This window comes from Streptomyces sp. AM25, from assembly GCF_058146165.1.
Map to the genome: position 1 here is coordinate 151,074 of NZ_JBKIWN010000014.1, position 19,654 is coordinate 170,727.

The 19,654-nt window shown below is 72.3% G+C and carries 15 protein-coding genes; 2 read left to right on the forward strand and 13 right to left on the reverse strand.

Going from position 1 to position 19,654, the window contains the following annotated elements:
- Positions 1-68: 68 nt before the first annotated feature.
- Positions 69-1,574, reverse strand: a complete 1,506-nt coding sequence (locus ACLHRZ_RS19810; protein WP_490419808.1) for an FAD-binding oxidoreductase — start codon at positions 1,572-1,574, stop codon at positions 69-71.
- Between the two features lie 310 nt (positions 1,575-1,884).
- Between ACLHRZ_RS19810 and ACLHRZ_RS19815 the strand changes: the two genes are divergently transcribed.
- On the forward strand, positions 1,885-3,117 hold the full coding sequence (locus ACLHRZ_RS19815; RefSeq protein WP_490419809.1) for an IS701 family transposase: 1,233 nt from the start codon (positions 1,885-1,887) through the stop codon (positions 3,115-3,117).
- Positions 3,118-3,287: 170 nt separating this feature from the next.
- Here ACLHRZ_RS19815 and ACLHRZ_RS19820 read toward each other — a convergent pair whose 3' ends face one another.
- The 4 genes from ACLHRZ_RS19820 to ACLHRZ_RS19835 form a co-directional block, all read right to left on the reverse strand.
- Positions 3,288-5,189, reverse strand: coding sequence for a helix-turn-helix domain-containing protein (locus tag ACLHRZ_RS19820; protein WP_490419810.1), 1,902 nt, complete (start codon positions 5,187-5,189; stop codon positions 3,288-3,290).
- Between the two features lie 186 nt (positions 5,190-5,375).
- On the reverse strand, positions 5,376-6,896 hold the full coding sequence (locus ACLHRZ_RS19825) for an FAD-binding oxidoreductase (protein WP_490419811.1): 1,521 nt from the start codon (positions 6,894-6,896) through the stop codon (positions 5,376-5,378).
- A 149-nt stretch (positions 6,897-7,045) separates the two neighbouring features.
- Entirely contained in the window at positions 7,046-8,236 is a 1,191-nt protein-coding gene (locus tag ACLHRZ_RS19830; protein WP_490419812.1) for an MFS transporter, read from the reverse strand.
- 145 nt (positions 8,237-8,381) lie between these two features.
- Entirely contained in the window at positions 8,382-8,828 is a 447-nt protein-coding gene (locus ACLHRZ_RS19835) for a carboxymuconolactone decarboxylase family protein (protein WP_171082059.1), read from the reverse strand.
- A 59-nt stretch (positions 8,829-8,887) separates the two neighbouring features.
- Here ACLHRZ_RS19835 and pdxR point away from each other — a divergent pair, with 59 nt between their 5' ends.
- Entirely contained in the window at positions 8,888-10,306 is a 1,419-nt protein-coding gene (gene pdxR, locus ACLHRZ_RS19840; RefSeq protein WP_490419813.1) for a MocR-like pyridoxine biosynthesis transcription factor PdxR, read from the forward strand.
- A gap of 47 nt (positions 10,307-10,353) precedes the next feature.
- Here pdxR and ACLHRZ_RS19845 read toward each other — a convergent pair whose 3' ends face one another.
- The 8 genes from ACLHRZ_RS19845 to ACLHRZ_RS19880 all read right to left on the reverse strand — a co-directional run bounded on the left by ACLHRZ_RS19845 (position 10,354) and on the right by ACLHRZ_RS19880 (position 19,522).
- Entirely contained in the window at positions 10,354-10,827 is a 474-nt protein-coding gene (locus ACLHRZ_RS19845) for an RrF2 family transcriptional regulator (RefSeq protein ID WP_490419956.1), read from the reverse strand.
- Between the two features lie 126 nt (positions 10,828-10,953).
- Positions 10,954-12,507, reverse strand: coding sequence for an FAD-dependent monooxygenase (locus ACLHRZ_RS19850; RefSeq protein ID WP_490419814.1), 1,554 nt, complete (start codon positions 12,505-12,507; stop codon positions 10,954-10,956).
- Complete coding sequence (locus ACLHRZ_RS19855; RefSeq protein WP_490419815.1) at positions 12,504-14,087, reverse strand: class I adenylate-forming enzyme family protein; 1,584 nt, start codon at positions 14,085-14,087, stop codon at positions 12,504-12,506. Before ACLHRZ_RS19855 ends, ACLHRZ_RS19850 begins: the two co-directional genes overlap by 4 nt.
- 120 nt (positions 14,088-14,207) lie before the next feature.
- Positions 14,208-16,073 carry an anthranilate synthase family protein gene (locus ACLHRZ_RS19860; RefSeq protein ID WP_490419816.1) on the reverse strand — a complete coding sequence of 622 codons (1,866 nt, stop codon included), beginning with the start codon at positions 16,071-16,073 and terminating at the stop codon, positions 14,208-14,210.
- A complete protein-coding gene (locus tag ACLHRZ_RS19865) occupies positions 16,070-16,699 on the reverse strand; it encodes an isochorismatase family protein (RefSeq protein WP_490419817.1) in 630 nt (209 codons plus the stop codon). Before ACLHRZ_RS19865 ends, ACLHRZ_RS19860 begins: the two co-directional genes overlap by 4 nt.
- 139 nt (positions 16,700-16,838) lie before the next feature.
- Positions 16,839-17,624 carry a 2,3-dihydro-2,3-dihydroxybenzoate dehydrogenase gene (locus ACLHRZ_RS19870; RefSeq protein ID WP_490419818.1) on the reverse strand — a complete coding sequence of 262 codons (786 nt, stop codon included), beginning with the start codon at positions 17,622-17,624 and terminating at the stop codon, positions 16,839-16,841.
- Positions 17,625-17,635: 11 nt separating this feature from the next.
- Entirely contained in the window at positions 17,636-18,811 is a 1,176-nt protein-coding gene (locus tag ACLHRZ_RS19875) for a 3-deoxy-7-phosphoheptulonate synthase (protein ID WP_490419819.1), read from the reverse strand.
- Positions 18,812-18,889: 78 nt separating this feature from the next.
- Complete coding sequence (locus ACLHRZ_RS19880; RefSeq protein WP_490419820.1) at positions 18,890-19,522, reverse strand: flavodoxin family protein; 633 nt, start codon at positions 19,520-19,522, stop codon at positions 18,890-18,892.
- Positions 19,523-19,654: the final 132 nt, after the last annotated feature.

Sequence of the window (19,654 nt, forward strand, 5' to 3'; positions counted from 1 at the left end):
GGCGGAGCCGCATGATGTGACAGCCCCGCGCCCCTTTGGGGCGCGATCACCCGAAATGCACCTTACCGTCAGTCCACGGACTGCGCGAAGCGGAAGAAGCTGTACGGGTCGTACGCCCGCTTCACCGCCTGGAGGCGCGGGTAGTTCCGGCCGTAGTACGCCTCCCGCCAGTTGCGCAGCGCCGGGTCCATGTAGTTCTGGTACGAGCCGCCGTTCGAGTACGGGGCGATCGTCCCGTAGCCGCGGTCCACCCAGGCCTGCGCGGCGTCCCGGGCGCCGTCCGGGGCCGTCAGGCCCAGCTGGAAGTCCGTCTCGAAGAGCACGTCCCGGTGGACGAACGCGGTCGCCTCCGGCGCCACCGCGCCGGTCTCCCCGCCGTACGCGAAGAAGCCCAGGAAGCGGAACTGGCCCGGCCGGACGTCCGCCGTGAAGGCGGCCAGCGCCTCCGTGGTGGCCCGCCGGGCCCACGGGCGGGTGAAGAAGAGGTTCCGGCCGGTGACGAAGTGGTCGCGCGGCAGCTGCGCCCGGGGCGAGTAGCCGACCCGGTGGCACTGGTCCGCGGTCCGGTCGGCACAGCCGAAGACCCGCATCATCCCGGTGCGGTAGGGGAGTTCGGCCGCCTCCCGGCCCGCCGGCTGCACGCCGATCGCGGAGACCAGGCGGTCCAGCAGGGCGTCGGCCGCCGCCTGCGGGCCCGCGTACGTGCCGCTCACCTGCACCGACGGCTCCGCGCCGGAACCGGTGTCCAGCTGGACCGTGAGCTCCGACGCCAGCTCCGCCGGCGCCGCCGCGATCCACTGCTGCCACGCCTCGACCGCCTCGGGCGCGGCCCGCCACGGCAGGACGAGGCTGAAGACCACCATCGAGGGCAGCTGGGTCGGCCTCACCTCGTACTCCGTGACGATCCCGAAGTTCCCGCCGCCCCCGCCGCGCAGCGCCCAGAACAGGTCCGCGTTCTCGCGCTCCGAGGCGTACACCGTGCGGCCGTCCGCCAGGACGACCTGTGCCGAGACCAGGCGGTCGCAGCCCATGCCGAACTTCCGTGCGTGCGGCCCGAGTCCGCCGCCCAGCAGCCAGCCCCCGGCGGCCACGGTCGGGCAGGTGCCGCCCGCGACCTGGATGCCGTGCCGGTCCAGCGTCGTCACCACGTCCACGCCCTGGCAGCCCGGACCCAGCCGGACCGTGGAGCGGTCCACGCGCACGGAGTTCAGCCGGGACACGTCGACGACCAGGCCCGGGGTCGTCGAGTAGCCCGCGAAGCTGTGGCCGCCGCTGCGGGCGGCGGTGGCCAGGCCGTGCTCCTGCGCGAAGCGGATGCACGCCTCGACCTCGGTGTTCGTCGTGCAGTACGCGACGGCCTGCGGGTTCACCGTGTCGTACTGGGCCAGTTGGAGCTGTCTGGCCACGTCGTACCCGCGGTCGGCCGGCAGCACCAGGCGGCCGCCCAACTGCTCGCGGAGCCGGGCCCACGGCGCGGCGGGGGTGCCCGCGAAGGCGGCGGCGCCGAGTGCCGCGGCACCCGCCGCCAGGCTGCCGGCGACGCCGGCCTTGACGATCGAACGTCTGCTGATCACTGACAACTTTCCCGTCGTCCATGCCATTTCCGGCCACATGGCGGCCGTGTTCCGGCCGTTTCCGGGAGGAAGCTATGCAGTGGTTCCGCGGAACTCCAGATGCAATGCCGGTGCGGACCGTAGTCAGTCAAGTCGGCCGCGGAACAAGAGACTCCGGCCAATTGCCGGGCAACGGGCCCGGTGGTGGGAGATCCACCACCGGGCCCGGCGGGAAGGTGGCCCGTGCACCTGGTCACCGGGCGGTCATGGCGGGCAGTGTGTACAGGGTCAGCTTCGAGCCGCTTGCCGATCAGCCGAGACAGGAATTGCAATGAGCAGTGTTGCCCTGTATCCCGACGATGTCATAGCACCGAAGTACGCCGGCACCCACGACGCCGTACTCGCCGAATGGTGTTCCGAGTTGTTCGCCTCCCTGCCGAGAAGCGACCAGCGCCGGAAGGGAATGGAATATCTGCGGGGACTGCTCGGCGGGCACGGGCGGAAGTCGATCCGCAATATCGCCGCGATCATCGGTGGCCAGGCCACCGAACAGGGCATGCACCATTTCATCTCCAGTTCCATCTGGGACTGGAACCCGGTGCGCCGGGCACTCGTCCGGCAACTGCTGCGCAGCGCACCGCCGCAGGCGTGGGTGGTGCGGCCGATGGTGATTCCCAAGGGCGGACAGCATTCCGTCGGCGTGGACCGGAAATTCTTCCCCGCACTGGGGCAGGTGCTCAACGCCCAGCAGGCGATGGGTGTGTGGGCCGTGTCCGAGGAGATGGCCGCGCCCGTCAACTGGCGGCTGCACCTCTCGGAGGACTGGCTGCGCGACGACGCGCGCCGCGCCCGGGCCGCCATCCCGGACTGCGCCCGGCCCGAGTCGCTGGGCGACTGCGCGGCCGCGGCCTTCCTGGAGACGGCGGGCTGGGGGGTGCCGGTGCGGCCCGTGGTGCTGGACGCGCTGGAGGCCGACACGTGGGCGGTGGTGCGGCGGCTGCGGGCGGCCGGGGTGCCGTGGCTGGTCAGGATCGGCAGCACGTTCCGGCTCACGGCCGCGGATCCGGCGCTGCCGGGGTGCCGGACGGAGGGGGTGACCGCGCACCAGATCATGACGGCGGCCGCCGGGATGCGGCGGCCCGTCCTGTGGTCGGACCACGACCGCGCCGAGACGCTGCGGACCAGCCTGGCGGCCGGGGTCCGGGTGCGGGTGCCGGCGCGTGGGGTTCGGACGGCGCCGCCCGTCCGGAGGCCGGGGGTCGGTGATCTGCGGCTGCTCGGTGAGTGGGAACAGGGGCAGTCGTCGCCGGGGGAGTTGTGGCTCACGGACATGACCTCGCTGCATCCGGCTGCCCTGATGCAGCTGAGCAAGGTGACGCGGTTGGTGGAGCGGGACTTTGCGGAGATCGCGGATCAGGTGGGGATGCGGGACTACACCGGGCGGTCGTTCAAGGGGTGGCATCGGCATGTGACGTTGGCGTCGGCGGCCCATGCGGTTGCCGCGCAGGGGCGGACCGGTTCCGGGGGTGAGGCGGTACTTCGGCTGCGGGTTGCCTGCGGCTGAGCTCGTGCGCTCCGTTGGCTGCGGCTGTTCTTCGGGTGCGGGTTGTCGGTGGCTGGTCGCGCAGTTCCCCGCGCCCCTTTCGGGGCGCGCCGGCTGTTCTTCGGGTGCGGGTTGTCGGTGGTTGCTCGCGCAGTTCCCCGCGCCCCTTACGGGGCGCAGGCAGTGGAGTGTCAGCCCGGCCGGCGTTGCCGCAAGACGTGCTGGATGCGTGACAGCCGCAGCGCCAGTTGGATCTCGAAGGCGCGCTCCGGCCGCTGCCACTCCGGGCCGAGGAGGTCGCCGATGCGCTCCAGGCGGCGTCCCACCGTGTTCGGGTGGACGTGCAGGCGTTCCGCCGTGCGGTTGATGCTGCCGCCCGCGTCGAAGTACGCGTCCAGCGTGCGCGTGAACTCGGTGTAGCGCTGCGTGTCGTAGGCGACCAGCGGCCCGATCATCGAGCCGATGAAACCCTCGACGTCGTGCGTGTCGGACAACAGCACGCTCAGAAAGCCGTGTTCGCCGGACGAGGTGAAGCCACCCGTCGCGCCCAGCGCGATCATCGCCTCCAGGCAGCGCAGCGCCTCCTGGCAGGCGGCGGAGACGCCGGACGGCGAGGTGACGGGGCCGGAGGCGCAGACCGTCACCGGGCGTTCCAGGAGCGGGGTCAGGCCGCGCGAGACCTGTTCCGCGGCGGCCGTCGCGTCGGTGCCGGGGAGCAGGAGGACGGCGCAGCCGGCGTGCATGCTCTTCAGGCCGTTCATGCGGCGTGCGTACGAGGACGCCCAGATGGCCGTCCGGTTGTCGTTGTCCTGGGCCTCGCCCTCGGGGCGGGCGACGACGACCACGTGCGGCCGGGCCAGGTCGATGCCCAGCCGGGCGGCGCGTTCCTCGAACCGGCCCGCCGGGCGCTGCGGGCCGGTCAGCAGGTCGTCCAGCAGCCAGTCGCGGTCGTGGCCGGTGGCCGACGGCGCGGTGGTGTGCCGCATGAGCAGCAGGGCGGAGACGGTCTGGGCGGTCAGGGAGAGCAGCCGGTCGTCCCCGTCGGCGAGCGGCCGGGCGGGGTGCAGCAGGAGCGTGCCCAGGTCCCGGTCGCCCGCGAGGAGGGGCGCGGCCCACAGACCGCAGTCCAGCAGGATCGGCTCGCGCAGCGCGTGGGCGTCGACCATGGCGCGCAGGGTGTCGGCCTCGGACTCGGCGGGCATCCCGTCCGCGCCGGCCAGGATCTCGCCGTCGGGAGCATGGACGCGCAGGGCACCGCGCAGGTGGACGCCCGCCTCGTGCAGCAGGGCGTCCAGGCCGCCCCCGTCCAGCACGATGGACATCAGCCTGCCGTGCACGGCGGCAGCCCCGTCCGATGGCCGCTCGGGGCCGGAGAGGCAGTCGGCGGCGCGCTCCAGCATGCGGGTCTTCTCGATGGTGACGTCGGCGAGTTCGGCGAGGGAGGCCATGAGCGACACTTCGGCGGACGTGAACCAGCGCGCGCTGCGGCCCGCCACGTACAGCGTGCCGAACGGGCGGGTGCCGTCGGCGAGGGGGATCGCGGCGACGGCGTGAATTCCCTCGGATTTCATCAGGGAATCGAGTGCGTGACGGTGCGCGAGCCTTTCGTCGGTGGCGAAATCGGGGGTCCAGAAAGGGGCGTTGCCGCCGCTCATCGCGGGGTCGTCCGGAATGCGGAGACCGGTGCGGAGCGCCGTGGTGTGGCCGTCGCAGGCGCCGACGGCGACGGTGCCCGCCTCGCGGCCGAAGGCGGTGATCCAGGCGACGTCGAGATCGAAGAGCTGGCGGGCCTTGCGGGCCAGCACGGAAAGCAGGGAGGGCACGTCGTGGACGGTGGAGATGCCCTTTCCCGCCTCGATGAACGCGGTGAGCCGGGCCTCCTTGCGCTCTCTTCGCTCCGCCTGTGCGTAGACGGCGAGTCCGAGCCGTTTCGCCGTCTCCAGTAATGCGAGGTCGGCTTCGCCCATGCCCTGCCGGCGGGCGTCGTCGACCAGTGACTCGAAGTGGCTTATCGGCGCCTCGGCGGCCAGTAATTCCAGGACGGTGAGCGCACCGGCACCGGCCTTCGTCCCCTGCGACACAATGCTTCCCATGTGGCCCCCTGTGGTGCAGCGCAAAGAATGATCGGCGTACCTGTCGGAAGCTACGCATCGAGTAATGTCCGAGTCAACGGGCACTCAAGTCTCTTGGCGTAAAGCACAGTTGCAGAGGAAGCAAGCATGGGTGACCGCGCCCGGAACGGAGTGGTTCCGTCCGGGCGCGGTCGGCGCGGTGGCGGGTCAGGACGGCCGCACGGAGAGCGGGTGGCGGAACACCTCCGTGGGGTCGTACGCCGCCTTCACGCCCTGCAGACGGCGGTAGTTGTCCTTGAAGTACAGCGCGTGCCACGGCACGCCGGACGTGTTCAGGGCGGGGTCGGCGGTGTCGACGTCGGCGAAGTTGATGAAGCAGCCGTCCGCGTTCCCGCCCGGGACGGCGGCGGGGACGCCGCCGGTCTTGGCGAAGACCGCGCCGTAACAGCGCTGCATCCACGCGAGGGCGGCCTCGTCGAGCGCCGGCTCCTGCCAGGTGCTCATGAAGAGGACCTTCAGGACGGTGTCGCGCTGGGCCGCGGCCGTGGCGTCCGGCGCGACGGCGGCGGTGCGGCCGCCGAAGGAGTCCAGGGCCACGAGGCTGCTGTCGTGGACGGCGTCCGCGTCGTCGAGGAAGTCGTACAGCGCATCGGCCTGGTCGTCCGTGAACGCCCCCAGCAGATTGGCCGACTTGACCTTCTGGCGGCCGATCTCGGCGTCCTGCGCGTCGGACAGTGCCTTCTTGGAGGCCGGCCACGGCACGGTCTCGGCCGGCAGGACGACGGGGGAGAGGGCGCCGTCCCCGGTCACCTCGTCCAGGAAGTCCTGCAGCAGCTGCGCGGCGTCCGGGCGGTCGGCCTCGACGTGGGTGACGAGGACGGCGCCCATGTCCTGGCCCTCCTCCGGCCGTGGCCGCTGCCGGCCGAGCAGCACGAGGCTGGCGAAGAGGTGGGTGTACGGCGAGTCGGGTGCGCTGTTGCGCTCGTGCCAGCGGCCGTAGGCGCCGACGAGCGTGCGGAACGCGGGCTTGTCGAGCGTGGCGCGCGGGAACAGCACGGTGCTGGTGAGCATGTCGGCGGACGGGCGCGGGAGCAGCTGCTCCGGGTCGGTGCCGGTGGCGTCCGGGCTGCGGAACCAGTACCGGGTGACGATGCCGAAGCCGCCGCCGCCCCCGCCGGTGTGGGCCCACCACAGGTCGTGGTGGGGGTCGTCCGCGTCACGCGTGGCGACGACGGCCCTGGCTCCGCCGGTGGCCGCGTCCGCCACGACCACCTCGACGGCGAGCAGGTGGTCGACGATCAGCCCGTGCCGGCGGTTGAGGGACCCGTAGCCGCCGCCCTGGACGTGCCCGCCGAGGCCGACGGTGGCGCTGTTGCCGGCCGGGACGGCGACGCCCCAGCCCTCGTACAGCGTGCGGTACACGTCGTCGAGGGGGGCGCCCCCCTCGACCATGAAGGCGTTGCGCTCGGCGTCGAAGGCGACGGCGGTCATCTCGCCGAGGTCGACGACCAGTTGGGTGCCGGGCGCACCGCTGAAGTTCTCGTACCCGTGGCCGCCGCTGCGGACGGCCAGGCGCTTGCGGCTGCGCAGGGCCTCGGTGACGGCCTCGACGACGTCGGCCGTCGACGTGGCGATGTGGAACGCCTCGGGGGTGGACGTGAACCGCTTGTTGTTGCCGCGGGTGGTGAGGGCGGCGTAGCCGGGATCGGCGGGTCCGATGAGGGGCATGGGGGATGCCTTTCGGGGCGTCGACCGCCCGCGTTGCCGGGCAATCGGGTGGGCGGGCGGGGAACGGGGGTCTGGGGGCGGAGCCCCCAGGAAACGGCGGGCAGGTCAACCGCCCCCGCGCTCCGGGGGAGTGAGCACGGGGGCGGGGTTCAGGGGGTCTTGCGGGGCACGGCAACCGCCAGCGTGAGCGCAGCGAGCACCGCTCCGATCCACAGCACGCTCGTCATGGCGACGTTGTCGAAGGCGAGGCCGCCCGCCAACGCCCCCAGTGCGATGGAGAAGTTGAACATCGACACGTAGAGCGAGGAGGCGGCCTCCGTGGCCTCGGGGGCGGCCTGGAGGATCCACGTCTGGAGGCTCACGGGGACGGCCCCGTAGCCGAGGCCCCACAGGATCAGCAGGACGATACCCACGGCCATGCCGCCGCCGCCTACCAGGGCGAACAGCACCATCGCGGCCGTCAGCACGACGGAGATCACCAGCACGATCCGCCGCACGTGCTGCGAAACACGCGCTCCGGCAAGGAAGTTGCCCGTGATGCCGGCGGCTCCGAAGATCAGCAGCATCATGCTGACCTTGCTGCCGTCCACGCCCGCGTCCTGCAGGATCGGGCGGACGAACGTGTACGCCACGAAGTGGCCCGTCACCAGCAGGAAGGTGATCGCGATCCCGACCCGCACGCCGCGGTTCCGCCGGAAGACGCGCGGCAGTTCGGCGAAGGTGAGGGACTCGTCGGCGGGCAGCGGCGGCAGCAGCAGGACCATGCAGCACAGCGAGGTCAGGCCGAGGGCGCCGACGGCCGCGAAGGCCGTGCGCCAGTCGCTGAGGTCGCCGATCAGGGTGCCGGTCGGCACGCCCAGGACGGAGGCGGTCTCGACACCGCCGAAGATGATCGCCATGGCCCGGCCGACGTGCTCCTCGGGCACCAGCCGCAGGGCGATGCCGCCCGCGATGGCCCAGAAGCCGCCGACGGCTATGCCGATGAGGAAACGGGCGACGAGGACGATCGCGAAGTCGTCGGCGAAGGCGGAGGCGAGGTTGGCGACGCCGACCAGGCCGACGAGGACGCCGAGGACGATGCGGCGGTCGATGCGGCCGGTCGCGACGGTCACGATCGGCGCGGAGAGCGCGGCGACCAGGCCGGGCACCGTGACCATGAGGCCGGCGGTGCCGTCCGAGACGTGCAGGGCTTCGCCGACCGGGGTGAGGAGGCCGACGGGGAGGAGCTCGGAGGTCATCAGGCTGAAGATGCCGAGCGTCACCGCGGCGACGGCAAGCCAGCCCTTGAGCGGGGCTCTTCGGGGCTCCCCGGTGGTTATCGGGGTATCCGTGGTGGTCATGTGCGGGCTCCCTTGGGTTGCTGTCCTGGGGCTCCGCCCCAGACCCCGGTCTTCGCCCGCCCTCCCACCCGATTACCCCGAACCTGATCGGTTCGCTGTGCGTTTCCGGTAATCGGGTGGGCGGGCGGGGAAACCCGGGTGGTCGTCACTCGGTGCCGGGGATCTTCCGGGTCGACACCGCGATCCGGTTCCACGCGTTGATCGTGAAGATCAGCGCGATCAGCTGGGCCAGCTCCGACTCCTCGAAGTGCCGCGCCGCCTCCTCGTACACCGCGTCCGGGACGAAGCCGTCCGTCAGGACGGTGACCGCCTCGGTGAGGGCGAGGGCGGCCTGCTCCTTCTCCGTGTAGAGCCCGGCCTCGCGCCACGCGTTCAGCTGGTAGATGCGCTCCTCGCTCTCGCCCGCCTTGCGGGCGTCCTTGGTGTGCATGTCGAGGCAGTACGCACAGTGGTTGACCTGGGAGGCGCGGATCTGGACGAGCTCGACGAGCGTGGGGTCGAGGTCGGCGCGGGCGGCCGCGTCCAGGGCGATCATCGCCTTGAAGACCTTCGGGGCGGCCTTGGTGAAGTTCATTCGCTGAGCAGCAGTCATGTCGAAGACCCTAGGACGACAATCGATCGTGTCTGTGGTGCAATTCCGGGGTGAAATCGATGGTCAATCCGCAAGGTGACCCCGGTGACGCGCCGGGCAGTGACCTCCATCTGGAACTGCCCGCAGGGCCCGGCAGCCGGCGCGGTGCGCTGATGGCCGCGCTGCGCGAGGCGATACGCACCGGCCGGCTCGCCCCCGGCACCCGGCTGCCGCCGTACCGTTCGCTCGCCGCCGACCTCGGCCTCGCCCGCAACACCGTGGCCGAGGCCTACGCCGAGCTCGTCGCCGAAGGGTGGCTGACGGCGCGTCAGGGATCGGGCACGCAGGTCGCCCGGCGCGCGCAGCCACCGAAGAACACCACCCCGCGCCGCCCCACCACCCCCAACCGCCCGTCCCGCCCCGCCCACAACCTGGTGCAGGGCACCCCGGACGCCTCCGCCTTTCCGCGCACCGCCTGGCTCGCCTCCGCGCGCCGCGCCCTGACCGCGGCCCCCAACGACGCCTTCGGGCCCGGCGATCCGTGCGGGCGCATCGAACTGCGGCGCGCCGTCGCCGAGTACCTCGCCCGCGCCCGCGGCGTCCGCGCCGACCCCGCCCGGATCGTCGTCTGCTCGGGCTTCGCCGGGGCGTTGCGCCTGCTCGGCGCGGTGCGCAGCGGCACCGTCGCCGTGGAGGCGTACGGCCTGGGCTACTACCGCTCCCTGCTCGCGGACGCCGGGCTGCGCACCGTCTCGCTGCCGGTGGACGATCACGGCGCCTGCGTGGAGAAGCTCGGCGGGACGCGCGCCCGGACCGTGCTGCTGACCCCGGCCCACCAGTTCCCCACGGGTGGCCCGCTGCACCCGGAGCGGCGGGCGGCGGTCGTGGACTGGGCGCGGGCGGGCGGCGGCCTGGTGCTGGAGGACGACTACGACGGGGAGTTCCGCTACGACCGCCAGCCGGTGGGCGCCGTGCAGGGCCTCGACCCGGAGCGCGTGGTCTACATCGGCTCCGTCAGCAAGAGCCTCTCGCCCGCGCTGCGGCTGGGCTGGATGGTGCTGCCCGGGCACCTCGTGGACGACGTGGTCGCGGCCAAGGGCGAACGGGAGATGTTCGCGAGCGCGCTGGAGCAGCTGACCCTCGCGGACTTCGTCGAGTCGGGCTCGTACGACCGGCACGTGCGCCGGATGCGCCGGCACTACCGGCGCCGCCGCGACCAGCTGATCGCCGTCCTCGCCGAGCGCGCCCCGCACGTCCGGGTCACCGGCATCGCGGCCGGGCTGCACGCGGTGCTCGAACTGCCGCCCGGCACCGAGCAGTCCGTGGTGCAGGCGGCCGCCTGGCAGGGCCTGGCCCTGGAGGGGCTCGGCCTGTACCGGCACGACGCGGGCGGAACGGGCCCCTCCGACGGGCTGGTCGTGGGCTACGGCACGCCGCCGGAACACGCCTTCGCGGGGGCCCTGGAAGCGCTCTGCGAGGCACTGCCCCCGCCCCCGTAAGGACAGCGCGTCCGCCCCCGTGCGACCACAATGAACGCAATTGGCGATCATTGGGCCATGAACCATTCGCGCGTCCGCTCCGGTATGCCGGGCGAGCTGCGGATCACGGTGTGCTGGAGGTCGGTGAGGGTCCTGGCGGCGAGCTGCCGCCGCCAGGCCAGTTCGGCCTCCCGCATGTACCGGGAGATGTGACAGGGGTGGCCGGTGGCCTGGGAGATCTGGCTCTGCGGCCCGCGGTGCCGGATCTCGGAGCAGCGGAACGCCTTCTCCGGGCCCTCGATGGCGCTCACGATGTCCATCAGCGTGATCGCCCCCGGCTCGCGCGCCAGCCGGAAGCCGCCCTGCGGGCCGGGACTGGAGCTGACCACCCCGGCCCGGGCCAGCGCCTGCAGCTGTTTCCCGAGGTAGGCCGGGGGAAGCTCGTAGAACGCGGCGAGCCGCGCCGCGGTCACCGGCCGCTCCGGGCCGACCCAGGCCAGGTTGAGGCAGGTGTGCAAGGCCCATTCCACGCCCTCGCTCATTCGCATGAACTGGATGCTATAGACGGGTAATTGGTCATGCAAAATACTTGTACATGCTTCTACCTCAGAGGCAACCCCCACATGGGAGGAAGGCCCCTGAGGTAGTGGGAAATGTCGGGCTGCAGTTCACCGCCCGAGGACGACGCCGAGCTCCGTCTCCAGCCGGTTCAGGTCGTTCTTGTGGCCGTGTGCTGCGATATGTCCGTCCGGGCGGACGAGGTAATAGCCCTGTTTGCCGCAACCCGTCGCCGCAACCGCCGACTCGGGAAGCCGCACGACGGCTGTTTGCGGCCAACGTGCCGCGATATGGCCGATTTCCGTCAGCCACGCACTGTCGGCCGCAGGCGCGTGGAGTACGAGCGTCCAGCCCGGCGGACCGTCCTGCGGCCCCGCGATGCCGGACGCGAGCGCGGCCTGCCGCGGAAACGTGCCGCCGACCCGGGCCCCGCCGGACAGCCGTCCGCGCAGCCGGCACGCCGCACGGCCGCCGGGCAGCTGCGTGTCCCGCTCCGGCGCGTAGGCCAGCCGCCGCCCGGCCATGACCGGGGTGTAGAAGCGGGAGACGGCACCCGTGCGGTCCAGCAGCCGGAAGGCCGCGTCCCGGGCCAGCACCCGGCCCGGGCCGCCCGCCATCCAGGCCCGGGTCTGGACGTCCGTGTCCCGGACGATCTTCCGGGTGGCCTCGGAGCGCTCCGGCCCGTAGGTGTCGAGCAGCGCGGCCGGCGACTCGCCGCGGATCACGGCGGCCAGCTTCCAGCCCAGGTTGTGGGCGTCCTGCAGGCCGTTGTTCATCCCCTGCCCGCCCGCCGGGCTGTGCACGTGCGCCGCGTCGCCCATGAGGAAGACCCGGCCCCGCCGGAACTCCGTCGCCCGCCGCGCGTGCACCCGGAACTCCGTCTGCCACACCGGCTCGGTCAGCCGCACCCCGCGCGGCCCGCGCTCGTCGACCAGCGCCTGCATCATCGGCACGCCCACCTCGCCGCCGCCCTCGGGCATGACGGACAGGAAGCGGTGGACGCCGTCCGGCTGCGGCACGATCACCAACGTGCCCGCCGGCGCCTGGTAGTAGAGGATCTCGTCCCGCGGCAGCCGGCCCGCGATGCGCGAGTCGACGAGCGCGAACGCCATCTCGTACGTCGTCCCCTGGAAGCCGATGCCCAGCTGCCCGCGCACCGAACTGCCCGCCCCGTCCGCACCGATCACGAACGGCACCCGGACCCGCTCCAGCACCCCGCCGGCGTGCTCCAGCACGGCCGTGACGCCGTCCGTCGCCTCGATGCGGCCGGAGAAGTCCACGTCGTCCAGGGCCAGCAGCCGCACACCCCGCTCGATCTTGCCGCCCAGCGACCGCAGCCGCCGGGTGAGGATCCGCTCGGTCTCCGGCTGCGGCAGCTGGCGCGCCCGCAGGTCCTCGGCGAACGTGAACGAGGCCAGCGGGCGCCGGTCGGAGAAGTAGCTGAACGCCCGGATCGGCACGGAGGCCCGGCGGATCTCGTCGGCGACGCCCAGGTCCTCCAGGATGTCCAGCACCCGCGGCCACAGCGACAGCGCCTTGGGCACCCGCATCGGCTCGGCGGCCCGGTCGACGACGCGGACGCGCACGCCGCGCCGCAGCAGCTCGCAGGCGGCGAGCAGCCCGGTCGGCCCGGCACCGACGACGAGGACGTCCACGTCGTTCACGAGCCCTCGCCCCTTCGCAGCTGCTCGTGCAGGCGCCGGGTGAGCTCGATGCGCTGCACCTTCATGGTGGCCGTGCGCGGCAGCTCGTCCAGCGTGAGGTGGACGGGGTCGGCCATGGGCGGGAAGTCCGCCACGGCCTCGCGCCAGCGCGCCGGGTCCAGCGGAAGGTCCTTGCGGGTGCACACGACCGGGAGCGGCTCGTCCTGCGGCCCGCGCAGCACCACCAGCTCGGTCAGCTCGTCCAGCCGGTCCAGCAGGGTGTCCTCGGCCTCCAGGGTGCTGTGGATCGTGGGGACGACGTCCACCTCGCGGTCGAGCAGGTGCAGGCAGCCCTCCTCGGTCCGGTAGCCGACGTCCATGCCGCGCCACCAGCCGCCCTCCTGGACCTGGCCCGCGTAGCGCTCGCCCTCGCCGTAGTAGGTGAGCACCCGGCCCGCGGCCTGCACCTCGATGTAGCCGGGGTGCTCACGCGAGGGGGCCTCGCCGCCCCGGGCGACGAGCCGGAACTTCGTGTCGCCGGGGAAGGCGTACCCCTGGCAGCGCCCGTCGGCGCCCAGCGCCGTCTCCCGGGTGAAGGCGCGGCCGACGAGCGGGCCCGTCTCGCTCTGCCCGTAGATCTGGTAGAAGACCGGGTGGTGCCGCTCCGAGGCGTGCAGCAGACGGTGCATGGTGCTCGGGTGGATGGCGTCGAAAGTGCTGCTGAAGTACTTCACGTTCGCGAACGGCTTGCGCGGGTCGTCCGCCAAGTCCTCCCACTCCATGAAGGAGTTGGGCGCCGACTCCACGAACGCGGGGCGGTGCTCGGCGAAGAACGCGGCCACGTGGTCCGGCCCGGCGTCGTCCATCACCAGGAACGGGACGCCGCGCGGCAGCAGCACCGCCAGCGCGAGCGGCATCCGCGAGTGCACGTAGGACACGTGCAGCGCGACCGTCTCGTGGCGCCGGACCAGGTCGAAGAGCTTCGCCTGCGGCCGGTAACGGCCGTGCAGCGTGCGGGGCGTGTGCACCAGCAGCTTGGGCAGGCCCGTGGTGCCCGAGGTGTGCGTGATGAGGGCGGGCTCGTCCAGCTCCTGGACGACGGGTGCCACGCGGGGCGCGCCGGCCAGGCCGGCGAGCGAGACGGTACCGGGACGGGACCCGGCCACGACGATCACGCCCTTGGCCACGTTGGGCAGTTGCGGGTCGCCGAGCGGCCCGTCGAGCTTGGCCAGATCGGTCACCAGGTACGGCTGCTCCAGCCGGTCCAGCAACGCCAGCACGCTCGCCCCGTCCAGACCGGGCGAGAGCTGCACGGGGACGGCGCCGATCCTGGCGGCTGCGCAGGACAGGATGTTGATGTCGAAGCCGGGCGACTTGTGGATGGCGACCCGTTCTGTGGGCCGCACGCCCGCGGCCCACAGGCGGGCCGCGATGTCGTCGATGTGATCGGCGAAGGCGGCGAAGGTGAATTGCCGTCCGGCGCCCGGCAGAAGCGGCATGTCGTGGTCGAGGGTGATGAGGGTGTCGCCGTATGCGGCCGCGGCACGCTCGGCGACGAGCCCCATCCGAATGCCGGTGTCACTTGCCGTGATGGGCAGCATGTGGGTTGCTCCTTAGGTATCGGGTGCGGGTTGTCCGTGGTTGCTCGCGCAGTTCCCCGCGCCCCTTCGGGGGCGCAGCTTGTTCTTCGGGCGCGAGTAACCACCGCGGACCCGCAGTCGTCAAGCGACCGGCACGCCCTCGGCGAGCCCGGCCAAGAGGGCACCGGTAATGCGCGGCCCGTCCTGCGTAAGGACGGACTCCGCGTGGAACTGCATCGACGCGAAGTGCGGCCCCCGCAGGGCGTGCACCTCCCCGGTGTCGGGGTCCCGGCTGACCTCGACCACGCCGACGCCCGCGCAGTCCGCCCGCTCCTCGCCGCAATGAGCGGCAAACGTGTTGTAGAACCCGACGCGCTCGGCGCGCCCGAACAGGTCGATGCGCCGCTGCACCCCCTGATTGGGCACGGCCCGCCGGTGCAGCCGGAACCCCAGCTCCAGGGCGAGCACTTGATGGCTCAGACACACGGCCAGGAACGGCCGGCGCTCCGCGAGGAGAGTCCGCACGGCCCCCCGAAGATGTGCGATCTTCGGGTGGGCCGCCTCGCGCGGATCGCCGGGCCCGGGGCCCAAGACGACCAGGTCGTACCCGTCGAAGGCGTACGGCTCGTCGAACCGCCGCACGGTCACGTCCAGCCCCATGGCCCGCAGCTGGTGGTCGATCATCGAAGTGAACGTGTCCTCGGCGTCGACGACCAGCACCCGCCGCCCCTCCAGGGCCGGATGCGTCTGCCGCCGCCCGGCGTCCGGCGCCAGCCAGAAGCCGGCGATGGAGTCGTTGCGGCGGGCGAGCGCCTCCCGGACGCTCGGGTGCGCGCCGAAGCGGGCGGACGGCCCGGCCTCCAGGGCCGCGAGCAGCCCCGCCGCCTTGGCCCGCGTCTCGGCGACCTCGGACGCCGGGTCCGAGTGCCGGACGAGCGTGGCCCCGACGCCGATGCGCAGCCGCCCGGTGCGGTCGATGTCCGCGGTACGGATGAGGATCGCGGAGTCCAGGGTCCGTTCGCCCTGCCCGTCACGGCCGATGAGGGCGGCCACACCGCTGTAGTAGCCGCGGCCCTGCGGCTCGTGCCGGCCGATGACGCGGCAGGCGCTCTCCAGCGGGCTGCCGGTGACCGTGGGCGCGAACATCGTCTCGCGCAGGATCTCCCGGACGTCCCGGTCGGTGGTGCCCTCGATGAAGTACTCGGTGTGTGCCAGCCGCGCCATCTCCTTGAGGTACGGGCCGGTCACACGCCCGCCCGTGGCGCAGATGCGGGCCATCATCTTGAGTTCTTCGTCGACGACCATGTACAGCTCGTCGGCTTCCTTCCTGTCGGCGAGGAAGTCCATGACCTCGGGCAGGCTCGGCCCGGCGGCGGGGTAGCGGTAGGTGCCGCTGATCGGGTTCATCACGGCCCGCCCGCCGTGCACGCTGATGTGCCGCTCCGGCGTCGCCCCGACGAACGTGCGCTCACCGGTGTGCACGAGGAACGTCCAGTACGCGCCGGACTCGCGCTCCATGAGCCGCCGGAAGAGGGTCAGCGCGTGCGCGGTGCCGTAGCCGGTGATGTCGGCGGTGAAGGACCGCTTGATGACGAAGTTGGCGCCCTCGCCCTCGCCGATCTCCTCCGCGATCACCCGCCGGACGGTCTCCGCGTACGCGTCGTCGTCCATGTCGAAGTGCTTGCCGGTCAGGGCGATCGGGGTGTCGGGTATCCGGGCGAGCACCTCGGCGACGGGCAGCACCGCCTTGTCGGTGACCGACATGGCGAGCAGCGGCGAACCGTCGTCGGCACCCGTGAACCCGCGCTCGGCGATCTGGCGGTAGGGAACGAGGACGAGCACGTCCTCGCTGTCGTCCACCGGAAGATCGGCGAGGGTCTCCGGGGTGGTGATGCGCCCGGCGAGCACGTCGAGCGTGCCCGGCCCGGCGGTCTCGGGCCGGTGGAGAAGAGCGAAGGCGGCGGGCGGCCGGGGGCCGAGGATGCGGTCGAGCAGGCCGTCGTTCATGGTGCGGTCACCAGCGTTTCCGTGGTGGCCACGACGGCGCAGCACTCGGCGGCGTACGTTAGGGCCATGCGGTGGTACTCCTCGGAGAAGTCGGCGACGGCGTCGGCGGCGAGGAAGGCCTGGATGTCGTTGGTGTAGGCCTCGACGGCGGTCATCAGGACGCCGACGTGCGCATAGACACCGGCGATGATCAGCTGGTCGCGGCCGGCGGCGCGCATGCGGTCGAGCAGTTCGGACCTGAAGAAGGCGCTGTAGCGCCACTTGGTGAACACCCAGTCGCCCGGCGCGGGCGCGAGCGGCTCGACGACCTGCCGGTCGGCGGGGTCGACACGCATGCCGGGCCCCCAGAAGTCCTTGAGCAGCCCGCGCTGTTCGTCCGTCATGCCGCCGGGCTGCGTCGTGTACGCGACGGGCATCCCGAGCGCCTGCGCGGCCCGGCGGAGCCGGGTGGCATTACGGACCAGTTCGCTGCGGAGCCCCTCGGGGAGGGGGCGGAGGAAGTACCGCTGCATGTCGTGCAGGAGCAGAACGGCACGCGAGGGATCGGGGACCCACCGGGCGGTGTTGCGGGGCAACTGGTCGGCGGTGGGGAGGGGATAGGGGGTGATGGGAGGGATGCCGGGCATGACGATTCCTTATGCGGTAGTCGCGCCCCGTCAGGGGCGCGGGGCTGCTACTCCCCCAGCTACCGCTGGGAGGTACCCCCAGCGGCTCCGCCGCGTGGGCGCGACCGGCCACAACGAGCCGGCAGCAGACGTACTGCGCTCAGCGCCCCAGGGTCGCCCCGCCGTCCACGGTCAGTTCGTGCAGCGTGATGTGCGACGCCTGCTCGGATAGCAGAAAGACCACGGCATCGGCGACATCCTCGGGACGCCCCAACTTCCCCAGCGGTATGCCGAGTTTGAACGTCTCCGGAGAACCGTCAATGGTGCTCTGCACCGTGACCCGCTCCGTCCACATGGAGCTCAGCATCGGTGTATCGGTCGACCCCGGTGCCACCACGTTGCACCGGATCCCGTACCGGGCCACCTCCAGCCCCAGCGACTTGGTGAACATCGCGGCCGCCGCCTTCGAGGCCGCGTACGCCGCCATCCCCTGGCGCGGCGTGCCGGCCGCGTTCGACGCCACCGTCACGACCGCCCCGCGCCGCCGTGCGGTCATGTGCCGCACCACGGCCTGCGAGACGTGGAAGACGCCCTTGACGTTGACGTCGAACAGCGCGTCCCAGTCCTCGTCCCCGAAGTCCGCGACCGCGCCCGTCCGCAGCACGCCGGCCGCGTTGACCAGGCTCTCCACCGGCCCGAGCCGGTGTTCCACCTCGTCGACGACCGCCGCGACGCGCGCCGCGTCGGCGACGTCGCACACGAACCCCTCGGCCCGCACCCCGGCGGCGTCCAGCCGGGCCACGGCACCCCGCAGGGCGTCCGCGTCGCGGTCGACGGCCGCGATCACCACGTCGTCCCCGGCCCGGCCGAGCGCCAGCGCCACCGCGGCCCCGATACCACTGGCGGCACCGGTCACGAGGGCGGTTCTCGTCCCCTCCACGTGCATCCTTCCTCCCCTCAGCCCTGCCACGCGGAGACCACCGTGACGGCCTGCCGCGGGTTGAGCCGCGGATCGCAGAAGCTGGTGTACTTGTCGCCCACGCGCCCGAGCGCCGAGGCGTCCGTCGCGCACTCGGTCACGTCGTCCGGCGTGGTCTCCAGATGCAGGCCGCCCGCGACGCCGCCCGCCGTGCCCACCGCGTGCTGGAAGCCGCGGACCTCGCGGACGACCGTGTCCACGAGCCGGGTCTTGAGCCCGTCCGGCCCGGCCACGGTGTTGCCGTGCATCGGGTCGGTGAGCCAGACGACCGGGTGCCCGGCGTCCCGGACCGCCGCCACCAGCGGCGGCAGCCGGTCGGCCACGGTGTCGGCGCCCATACGGGCGATGAGGGTCAGCCGGCCCGGCTCCCGGTCCGGGTCGAGCAGCGCGCACAGCTCCAGCAGTTCGTCCGTGCGCATGGCCGGACCGACCTTGCAGGCCACCGGGTTGGCGACCTCGGCCAGCAGCGCCACGTGCGCGCCGTCGGTGCGGCGGGTCCGTTCGCCGATCCAGGGCCAGTGCGTGGACGTCAGCCAGGCCCGCCCCTCCTCGTCCCGCCGGACGAGCGGCAGTTCGTAGTCCAGCAGCAGCGCCTCGTGGCTCGTCCACACCGGCGGGCAGATGTCCGAGCGGCGGGCGGGCCGGTACCAGCCCAGGTGGGTCATGGCCTCCTGGGCGGCCAGGTAGCCGGTGAGCAGCCGTTGCGGGTCGGGACGCCGCCGCTCGGGATCCGGCTCGGGATCGTTGACCAAATGGCCGCGATATACGGGCAGTCGAGCGCCCCGTACCTCCTCGAACGGACTGGACCGCGGTTTGGCGTACTGGCCGGCGATGCGCCCCGCGCGGACCACCGGCCGGTGCGTGACCATCTTCAGGACGCCGGCCAGCACGTCCAGTAGCCCGGCCTTGCGGGCCACGTAGCCGGCCGTGCACTCCGCCGGGTCCTCCGCACAGTCGCCGGCCTGCACGACCTGCGCCTCGCCGCCGGCCACCCGGGCCAGGTGGGCGCGCAGGGTCCGGATGTCGGAGGGCCGCACCAGCGCGGGCAGCGCGGCCAGTTCCTCGCGCACCTGCCGGACCTGCGGTGCGGCGTCGCCCCAGTCGGGCTGCTGCAGGGCGGGTCTGAGTCGGGCGTCGAGCAGTGCATTGTTCACGGGAAGTCTCCAGAGCCGGTGAACCGATGAAGCCGATGAAGCCGGTGAACCGATGAAGCCGGTGAATCCGGTGGGGCGTCAGACGGCCGCGGCCTCGAAGCCCCGGCGGAGCGCGGTCGTGATCTCGACGACCCGGCGCGACTGGTAGGCGATGGCGGCGAGATTGTCCTCGTCCACATTGCCCGGCTCGTTGCGCGAAACGCTGCTGACGCCATACGGGTTGCCATTGGCCGGCGCCAGCTGGATCGGGTCGGCCACGCCCGGCGGAACGACAATGGCGCCCCAGTGGTAGAACGCATTGTTCAGCGCGAGAATCGTGCTTTCCTGCCCGCCGTGCAGGGTCGCGGTGGAGGTGAAGGAGGACATCACCTTGTTCACCAGCCCGCGGCGGCTGTGCAACGGCAGCGTGGTGTCGATGAACTGCTTCAACGGGCCCGAGGGAAGCCCGTAGCGGCCGGGCGTTCCCCACAGCACGGCGTCGGCCCAGTCGAGGTCGTCGAGCGTGGCCTCCGGAATGTCACGGGTGGCCGCCACGTGCCCGGTCCACGCAGCATTCCAGGCGTCGTTGCCCGGCACGATCGTCTCCACGCGGTCGGCGACCTTGCGGAGCCGGACCTCCGCGCCGGCCTTTTCCGCGGATTCCGCTGCGGCCTCGGCGAGCCGGTGCACATTTCCGGTCGAGGAGGAGTAGATGACGGCAAGCTTGATCATGAAGGTGATGCCCCTAGCCGGGTGACGGACGGGATGAACCGGACCGGACTGAAACAATCTGTTCCGCCCCCGATGCTGCAAGGACGCAGCGGAAACTGCCAGGCCGGCAGGGTGAGTTCACCGGACTCCGTC

Excerpts from the sequence above, each read along its gene's own strand:
- ACLHRZ_RS19815 (WP_490419809.1), top strand. The coding sequence starts at position 1,885 with ATGAGCAGTGTTGCCCTGTATCCCGACGATGTCATAGCACCGAAGTAC.
- ACLHRZ_RS19825 (WP_490419811.1), bottom strand. The coding sequence starts at position 6,896 with ATGCCCCTCATCGGACCCGCCGATCCCGGCTACGCCGCCCTCACCACC.
- ACLHRZ_RS19835 (WP_171082059.1), bottom strand. The coding sequence starts at position 8,828 with ATGACTGCTGCTCAGCGAATGAACTTCACCAAGGCCGCCCCGAAGGTC.
- ACLHRZ_RS19880 (WP_490419820.1), bottom strand. The coding sequence starts at position 19,522 with ATGATCAAGCTTGCCGTCATCTACTCCTCCTCGACCGGAAATGTGCAC.
- ACLHRZ_RS19820 (WP_490419810.1), bottom strand. The coding sequence starts at position 5,189 with ATGGGAAGCATTGTGTCGCAGGGGACGAAGGCCGGTGCCGGTGCGCTC.
- ACLHRZ_RS19860 (WP_490419816.1), bottom strand. The coding sequence starts at position 16,073 with ATGAACGACGGCCTGCTCGACCGCATCCTCGGCCCCCGGCCGCCCGCC.
- ACLHRZ_RS19870 (WP_490419818.1), bottom strand. The coding sequence starts at position 17,624 with ATGCACGTGGAGGGGACGAGAACCGCCCTCGTGACCGGTGCCGCCAGT.
- ACLHRZ_RS19865 (WP_490419817.1), bottom strand. The coding sequence starts at position 16,699 with ATGCCCGGCATCCCTCCCATCACCCCCTATCCCCTCCCCACCGCCGAC.
- ACLHRZ_RS19830 (WP_490419812.1), bottom strand. The coding sequence starts at position 8,236 with ATGACCACCACGGATACCCCGATAACCACCGGGGAGCCCCGAAGAGCC.
- ACLHRZ_RS19855 (WP_490419815.1), bottom strand. The coding sequence starts at position 14,087 with ATGCTGCCCATCACGGCAAGTGACACCGGCATTCGGATGGGGCTCGTC.
- pdxR (WP_490419813.1), top strand. The coding sequence starts at position 8,888 with ATGGTCAATCCGCAAGGTGACCCCGGTGACGCGCCGGGCAGTGACCTC.
- ACLHRZ_RS19845 (WP_490419956.1), bottom strand. The coding sequence starts at position 10,827 with ATGAGCGAGGGCGTGGAATGGGCCTTGCACACCTGCCTCAACCTGGCC.